The organism is Acinetobacter sp. YH12097 (genome assembly GCF_013419225.1).
Classification (GTDB): Bacteria; Pseudomonadota; Gammaproteobacteria; order Pseudomonadales; family Moraxellaceae; genus Acinetobacter; species Acinetobacter amyesii.
This window is the reverse complement of sequence record NZ_VPAN01000040.1, coordinates 19,839-27,131: the sequence shown is the minus strand read 5'-3', so window position 1 is coordinate 27,131 and position 7,293 is coordinate 19,839. Positions and strand designations below refer to the sequence as shown.

8 protein-coding genes and 1 pseudogene are annotated in these 7,293 nt (G+C 40.0%); 6 read left to right on the top strand and 3 right to left on the bottom strand.

All coding sequences use genetic code 11. From position 1 onward, the window contains the following. Together FTU37_RS13895 and ribA are read left to right on the top strand one after the other, a co-directional pair. Window positions 1-110: pseudogene (locus tag FTU37_RS13895) on the top strand (IS5/IS1182 family transposase); the annotation flags it as partial. Between the two features lie 285 nt (window positions 111-395). Then, entirely contained in the window at window positions 396-998 is a 603-nt protein-coding gene (gene ribA / locus FTU37_RS13890; protein ID WP_180124505.1) for a GTP cyclohydrolase II, read from the top strand. 123 nt (window positions 999-1,121) lie between these two features. Here the strand turns inward: ribA and trpA are convergent, their stop codons facing one another. Then, window positions 1,122-1,910: a tryptophan synthase subunit alpha gene (trpA, locus tag FTU37_RS13885; RefSeq protein WP_180088373.1), complete on the bottom strand. Its 789-nt coding sequence runs from the start codon at window positions 1,908-1,910 to the stop codon at window positions 1,122-1,124. Beyond that, entirely contained in the window at window positions 1,907-3,118 is a 1,212-nt protein-coding gene (trpB, locus tag FTU37_RS13880; RefSeq protein ID WP_180124504.1) for a tryptophan synthase subunit beta, read from the bottom strand. The genes trpA and trpB overlap by 4 nt, the downstream gene beginning before the upstream one ends. Before the next feature lie 102 nt (window positions 3,119-3,220). Here trpB and FTU37_RS13875 point away from each other — a divergent pair, with 102 nt between their 5' ends. The 4 genes from FTU37_RS13875 to FTU37_RS13860 all read left to right on the top strand — a co-directional run bounded on the left by FTU37_RS13875 (window position 3,221) and on the right by FTU37_RS13860 (window position 5,974). Continuing rightward, window positions 3,221-4,102 carry a LysR family transcriptional regulator gene (locus FTU37_RS13875; protein WP_180124503.1) on the top strand — a complete coding sequence of 294 codons (882 nt, stop codon included), beginning with the start codon at window positions 3,221-3,223 and terminating at the stop codon, window positions 4,100-4,102. Between the two features lie 119 nt (window positions 4,103-4,221). Continuing rightward, a complete protein-coding gene (locus FTU37_RS13870) occupies window positions 4,222-4,794 on the top strand; it encodes a nuclear transport factor 2 family protein (RefSeq protein WP_180011955.1) in 573 nt (190 codons plus the stop codon). Continuing rightward, window positions 4,770-5,270 carry a chalcone isomerase family protein gene (locus FTU37_RS13865; RefSeq protein ID WP_180124502.1) on the top strand — a complete coding sequence of 167 codons (501 nt, stop codon included), beginning with the start codon at window positions 4,770-4,772 and terminating at the stop codon, window positions 5,268-5,270. The genes FTU37_RS13870 and FTU37_RS13865 overlap by 25 nt, the downstream gene beginning before the upstream one ends. 11 nt (window positions 5,271-5,281) lie before the next feature. Beyond that, window positions 5,282-5,974 (top strand): response regulator transcription factor, encoded by a 693-nt coding sequence (locus FTU37_RS13860; protein ID WP_005177281.1) that lies wholly within the window; start codon window positions 5,282-5,284, stop codon window positions 5,972-5,974. Here FTU37_RS13860 and FTU37_RS13855 read toward each other — a convergent pair. Continuing rightward, window positions 5,971-7,293, bottom strand: coding sequence for a sensor histidine kinase (locus FTU37_RS13855; protein WP_373683932.1), 1,323 nt, complete (start codon window positions 7,291-7,293; stop codon window positions 5,971-5,973). The genes FTU37_RS13860 and FTU37_RS13855 overlap by 4 nt on opposite strands.

Genomic DNA, 7,293 nt, shown 5'->3' with positions numbered 1-7,293 from the left:
TGAAAACCTTCAAAATTCTTGCTGAGCGATATCGCAATCGAGGCAAAAGACTAGCATTAAGATTCAATCTAATTGCTGGAATTTATAACTTGGAGCTGAGTGAAAAATGACTTATGAAAGAAATCTAATAAATTTAATTAACTATACAAAAAAAACCAACTTATCTTAAATATTGATGGTTTAGACAAGCCTCAGCTTTTGAGTGTTTTTGCAACAAAGCAGAACGCTAATAAAAATATTCTAAATAACATTTCACATAAAATTCACTATCAGATACATACTCTTTAATTGAGAGTAAAACGCTGAAATTTATAACTGCAAAAAATTCGGCCAATGCTTTTAAGATAGATTAAGTAAATTGTATCAAATATAAATTTATATAGGTGTATTCTTCTGTGGCTATAGAATTTGTTTCTAAATCAAAATTACCTACTGCGTTTGGCGATTTTGAAATTATAGCGTTTCAAGACCAACGTACTGGTGAAGAACATATCGCTCTTACTAAAGGGATGAATGCTGGTCCAAATCAACCTGTACTAGTCAGAATACATTCAGAGTGCTTAACAGGTGATGCTTTTGCTTCACTCAAATGTGACTGTGGCCCCCAATTACATTCAACCATGAAAATGATTAATGATGCAGGTCAAGGTGTGATCTTATACTTACGCCAAGAAGGTCGCGGCATAGGACTAACCAATAAAATTCGAGCTTACGCACTTCAAGATCAAGGACATGATACTCTTGAAGCCAATTTATTATTAAATTTACCAGCAGATGCTCGTAAATATGACATGTGTACCATTATGTTAGATTATTTAAAAATAAAGAATGTAAAAATCATTACAAATAATCCCCTTAAAATTAAATCTTTAACTGATTTAGGAATTAATGTTGTTGAACGTATTCCTTTAAAAGTTGGTTTAAATATCTTTAACAAAGCTTATCTAGAAACAAAGCAAAAACGCATGTCACATCTATATGATAATAGTGATTTTTAAAAGCGATCACTTTTAGAAAAATATCCACGTATAAAGTTCTATCTCCCTTTCGGGAGAAGACCAAGATAAAATATTGTTTTATATTCAATTATGGTTTAAAGAAGATTTATGAAAGGTGCCTGACTATTCTTTATTTTGTCTCAGTATCTGTGCAAAAACCATCACTTTTTCTAAAGTCGCATTCATTCCCTTATTAAAAAAAGTATCGACAAGCGCTGAGCCAATGATAATAAGATCTACTTTATTGGCTAGTGCTTTAACATGGCTTTCATTTTTGATCCCAAAACCAATTGCAACAGGAATATTAAAAATCGGCTTAATTTCAGTCATCTTTTTCTCAAGATTAGATAAATTGAAGTCTCCTCCTGTTAATCCATTTTCTGCAACATGATATAAAAACCCTGTCGCGCGCGCTGAAATTTGCTCTAACCTTTCAACTGGGGTCGTCGGCGCGGTCATTGCAATTAAATGCATATTTTTTTCATTTAATTGCACCTCAAATTTTTCTCGATATCCATATGGAGCATCTAAAATCAATATTCCATCTATAAGATTTTCTGTTTCGGCGATAAGTGTCTCAAAACCATATTGCATAATCGGATTTAAATAAGTCATGAAAATTATTGGTGTCTGGTCATCATGCAGCCTGATTACTTTTACCAACTCAATGGTCTGTTTTACCGTTAGACCTGCATCTAAAGCCCGAAGATGCGCTGCCTGAATGATCTCTCCATCTGCTACTGGATCAGAAAATGGAATACCCACTTCAATAATGTCAGCCCCTGCTTGACCCAATTGGCTTAACAAACGACAACTTTCTGTAAAATTAGGATCTCCAGCAGTAAAATAACAGACCAGACCGCTTCGATTTTCCAGTTTCAATTGCTCTAATTTTTGATCTAGACGGTTCATGCTGTAGCTCCTGCAAGATATTTTTTGACCGTGTTTAAGTCTTTGTCACCTCTGCCACTTAAATTGACAATAATGATCTGTTCTGGCTGCATTTCTTGAGCAAGTTGAATCGCATACGCAATTGCATGAGAACTCTCAAGCGCAGGAATAATGCCCTCCTGTTGGCTTAAAAGCTGAAATGCATTTACGGCTTCTTGATCGGTTATAGTCGTATATGTAACACGTCCTGTTTCAAACAGAAAGCCATGTTCAGGGCCAATACCAGGATAATCTAAGCCAGCTGATATAGAGTGCCCCTCTAAAATCTGCCCATCTAAATCTTGTAATAAATAGGTTAAATTGCCATGTAGCACACCGACTTGACCTTTGCAAATAGAGGCGGCATGTTCACCAGTATGTGTTCCTTTTCCACCTGCCTCAACGCCAAACATTTTGACATTCAGGTCTTCTAGAAAGGGATGCATCAACCCTAATGCATTTGATCCACCACCAACGCAAGCAACCAAAGCATCCGGCAATTTATTTTCTTTGAGCAGTATTTGGTTTCTGGCTTCTAGACCAATAATTTTCTGAAATTCTCTGACCATCGTCGGATATGGGTGAGGGCCTGCGCCAGTACCCAACAGGTAATAGGTTGTATCCACATGACGAATCCAGTCACGTAATGCTTCGTTCATCGCATCTTTTAAAGTCCCACGACCTTTTTGAACACTTCTGACTTCAGCACCGAGTAATTTCATGCGTTCAACATTCATTTGTTGGCGCTGAATATCTGTTTCTCCCATAAAAATGGTACATTTCATCTTAAAAAGCGCGCAAATCGTTGCTGTAGCAACACCATGTTGTCCAGCACCCGTTTCTGCAATGATTCTGGTTTTCCCCATAAATTTGGCTAATAAGATTTGCCCAACACAATTATTGATCTTATGCGCACCCGTATGGTTCAAATCTTCCCGCTTGAGATAGATTCGAGCGCCGCCTGCATAAGCTGTTAGGTTTTTTGCATAAAAAAGAGGACTAGGACGACCAACAAAGTCCGTTAAAATCTGCTGATATTCAGCCCAAAATTCAGGTTTGTGCCGAACAGTATTAAAGGCTTGCTCTAATTCTTGAAGTGCTGGCATTAAGCTCTCTGGCATGTAACATCCGCCAAATTTACCAAAAAATCCTAAGTCATCAGGACCATTATCTGTATAAGGGGTTGTCATCTCATATCTCTTTTACTATCAAAACTTGTTCGATCTTAAAATATTTTCATTTTGATGATAATTGATATATTTTGAGCTGATGATGTTAGAAAATTTTACAACATGAAACGCAGAACATTACCTCCTCTTAATGCTTTAAAAGCTTTCGAAGCTGTCGCCAGAAATAAAAGTTTCAGCTTAGCTGCCGAAGAATTATGTGTCACCCATAGTGCGATTAGTCATCAAATAAAGCAGTTAGAAGAATGGTTAGATAAAAAATTGTTTATTCGACATTCCTCGACCATCTCTCTGACGGCGGACGCCGAAGAATTATCGCTCGTTTGTACGCAATTTTTTAATCGTTTAGAACAATGTGTCTTTGAGTTAACAAATAAAACATCAGAGGTAGAGGTGGTAATAGGCGCTTCTCATAGTTTTATGGCAAATTGGCTGATTCCCCGATTAGAAAAGCTCGAAGTCATTTATCCCAATATCCATATCAAATTAATGACATGTAATGAGTTAAAATTATTAGAAAAAGAGAAAGTTGACATATTGATCAATAGCATCAGTGAGAATCATCTACTTCCTAACTTTTTGAATAAATATCTGTTATTTCCCGATAACATGGGTCCTATTTGTAATCGTGAAATAAATCTTCTTCATTCCGTAAATGATCTTTTAAACTATCCATTACTTCATACCCACTCAAATAAAAGTGCATGGCATACATGGTTTGATCAGTTTCAAATAAGCTTTTGCCCAAAATCCAATGACCGTTATTTTGATAGTCTGAATTTAATGATAGAGGCTGCCGTGTCTGGGTTAGGAATTGCCATAGCACCTCAAATTCTAGTAGAAAAAGAAATGTTAAATGGAAAGATCATTGCCCCTTTTGGTTTTATCTATTGTGACTATAATTTTTATGCAATGGTCAGAAAAAATAACGAAAATCGTGATGTTATGAATATCATTGATTGGTTAATGGCCGAAGAAAAAAGTTAACCATTTAATCTTTGATTTGAAAAATTCTATTCAATTGCTTCATCTATAACGTCTATTTCACATTCTGTTCACGCTGTGCTGCCTAAGGTATAAACATACACTTCATACGGACACTGATGATGAGACTTGTAAAAACACTAACTGCTACAGCCTTATCCTTGCCGCTTCTGTTGTTAGCCGGATGTAAAAGTATTCCCAGTTATTCAGCCGATTACGCCCAATCCAGAAATGGTATTCAGGGGATAGCGCTGGATCAGGCTAAAGCTCAGGATATCGGCCTCCGCTTTACCTCAGCCTTTAATACCTTGGGCACACCTGAATTCGTTGAAAATGCTGGAGCACTGTATGCCGACCAGCTGTTTATTAACGATACGCTATCGCAATTTTCATCCCGTCAAAATCTACTCGAGCACTTTCAAGGCATGAACAAACGGGTCAGCAAGGTCAGCGTCAAGCTGTTAAACGCTTCATATCATCAGGACTCTGCCTATGTGCACTGGCATATGACCTATGATTTTAAAATGTTCGGCACGACCCGCAGTATGGACTCTTACGGTATCAGTGAAATCAAGATTAACGAAAACAACAAGATTATTTTCCAGCAGGATTTCTGGGACCCTGCGAATGGCCTGTACCGTTCCCTGCCTTATGTTGGAGGAGTCTACTCATGGCTACTGCCTTTCAAAAAATAGCGATCAGCACGGCGTTAGTGATGGGATGTAGCTTCAGTCCATGGGCCCAGGCACAAAGCCTGAATCATTGCGGCAATGGTCCGCTGATGGTGGGTCAAAAACAGGTCGGTATGGCCAGTTATTTTGCACAAAACTGTAGCCAGTCCTGGGAAAAACAAAATATACAGATGGACTTTTCCTATACACAAAATATTCCGGAATGGGCATTTAAGCGTGCGGCCACACATTTACTGAAACGTAATGTTAAAGACGCAAAAATACATGCTCTATTCAACCCAATCACTGATTTGTATCGTCCGGTCAGATCAGGCGACCTGTACCGTTTAAAATACAACCAGGCTACACAGACCCTGAGCTTATCTTTGAACCAGCAAAGTTTAGGGCAGCTTAAACATCCTCTGGCACAACAATATTTTAATATATGGCTGGGTCCCCAGCCATTTAGTGCTAAATTAAAACAGCAATTATTAAATTAGTATCTGCCGCTATGTCGAAACATTTTATCCTGATGGTTGAAGACCATTATGAACTGGCCTCTACCCTATGCGAGTTTCTGGAAGAACATGGCTTTGTGGTCGATCATGCCCGCAATCTGAGTGCTGCTAGACAATTACTGAAACAGCAACGCTACCATATCTTGCTACTAGACATTAATTTGCCTGATGGTTCTGGTTATGAATTGTGCGAGTGGTTACGCAATGAAGAGGGGTTGGACTTACCTGTCTTGATGCTTACCGCTCGGGATACCTTGGATGACAAACTTAAAGGCTTCAATTCCGGCACGGATGATTATCTGGTCAAGCCCTTTGACTTTAACGAGCTAGTGGTTCGGGTCAAGGCCCTGATCAAACGTTCCCTGGGTGAAGTATCTAGCAGTCGTCTGCAAATTCATGACCTAATTTTGGACCCAGCAACACAACAGCTAACTCGAGCTGGGCAGAACATTGAATTGCCTCCGATTCAGTTTAAACTTTTGAAGCTACTAATGCGACATTCTCCTAAAGTACTGACCAAACAGGAAATTATGATGCAGCTTTGGGGTGACGAAGAGCCAGAAAGTGATGCTCTGCGCAGTCATATCTATAATTTACGCAAAATGGTCGATAAACCCTTTGAACAAAAGCTGATTCACACCATATCTGGGATTGGTTTAAAGATTGCTTTCGAAGATGAAGCCTAATTTAGGTACACAACAACAATCAGTCCAGTGGTCATTGCTAGATCAACATTCTGATGAGTGTCAAGATAATATTGCCTGTCAAACAGCTCCACACGCCAACCTAGCTGTTTGCATAGCTTTTGCACCAATTGCAATCCAATACCATGCCCTTTGATTTCCAGTTGTAGCTGCTGACCAGACAGTTCCTGAACTTTAGAATTGTTAGGTAAAGGCATGCCGACTCCATTGTCAGCAATCAGTACTTTATTTTTTTCCATAATCACATCAATTTCTGTGCCCTGTGAATAGTTCAGCGCATTGCGCAGAATATTGCCAAACACCATTTTGGTCATGGATGGATAAAGTTTACGCGGCTGTTCATCGAGGTCTTTTTGCAGGTCTATCTGCATGCCTTTGTTATGACTGACACTCTCCAGATCCTGCACAAGATTGTCCAGACATTCTGAAAGCATGGTCGGTTCAGCAGTTAAAGTGTTGGTGGTATTGCGGGCAATTGCCAGCAAGGTATCGACCAGCAGCTGCATGTCTTCAATGGTGTTATGCAGGCGGGTAAAGGACTTGTTGTCGCCATAGCGTGCCTGACACAGCTGCACATTGCCTTTTAAAATGGTCAGTGGCGTGCGCAGCTCATGGCTGACATCTCCGGTAAATTCACGCTCACGCTGAATAAATTCGCTTAATACCTGATGATATTTTTCCAGCGCCTGCTTGAGGTATTCAGCTTCCAGATTAGAGTCGGTGCGGATGTCCTGAAAAGGCGAAGCCTGATTTTTCTGATGTTCCCAGTCGATATATTCCAGCGCATTGGCCAGACGGGTAATCGGGGAAAAATAGCGCCGGGCCCGACGGTTCCACCACCACAGCACACTATATAGCACAAACAGGCTGACCATCAGCGGTGCCAGACCAAACAGCCACACCAGCTTGTTGACGTTGCTTTCGCCAAACACCAGCAGCACATGCTGTCCGTCTTTTTCACCATACACAGTCATGCGCTCCTTGCCATCGACAAAATGCCGATTCACTCCTTGCTCAAGCTGCATAGTCTTAAATTGGGGTGGTGGCACAGTGTTCCAGCGGTAACCATACAGATTTTTGGTGTCGGGCAATTCTGCGGCAGGATTACGTTCTAATCGTTGCCAGTAGTGAGACATTTCCTGTTCTAGCGCCGTTCTGAGCAAAGAACCTTTAATTACCCAGGCACTGAAGCCAATCCCAATCACCACAGACAAGGCAATGAATCCGATTTGCAGCCAGTAATAGCGGTTAAACACCTCACCCAGAGGATGATCGTGTTTGTCCCTGAACAGCTTTAACAT

Excerpts from the sequence above, each read along its gene's own strand:
- FTU37_RS13860 (WP_005177281.1), top strand. The coding sequence starts at position 5,282 with ATGTCGAAACATTTTATCCTGATGGTTGAAGACCATTATGAACTGGCC.
- trpB (WP_180124504.1), bottom strand. The coding sequence starts at position 3,118 with ATGACAACCCCTTATACAGATAATGGTCCTGATGACTTAGGATTTTTT.
- FTU37_RS13855 (WP_373683932.1), bottom strand. The coding sequence starts at position 7,293 with ATGTTAAAGCTGTTCAGGGACAAACACGATCATCCTCTGGGTGAGGTG.
- FTU37_RS13875 (WP_180124503.1), top strand. The coding sequence starts at position 3,221 with ATGAAACGCAGAACATTACCTCCTCTTAATGCTTTAAAAGCTTTCGAA.
- trpA (WP_180088373.1), bottom strand. The coding sequence starts at position 1,910 with ATGAACCGTCTAGATCAAAAATTAGAGCAATTGAAACTGGAAAATCGA.
- FTU37_RS13870 (WP_180011955.1), top strand. The coding sequence starts at position 4,222 with ATGAGACTTGTAAAAACACTAACTGCTACAGCCTTATCCTTGCCGCTT.
- FTU37_RS13865 (WP_180124502.1), top strand. The coding sequence starts at position 4,770 with ATGGCTACTGCCTTTCAAAAAATAGCGATCAGCACGGCGTTAGTGATG.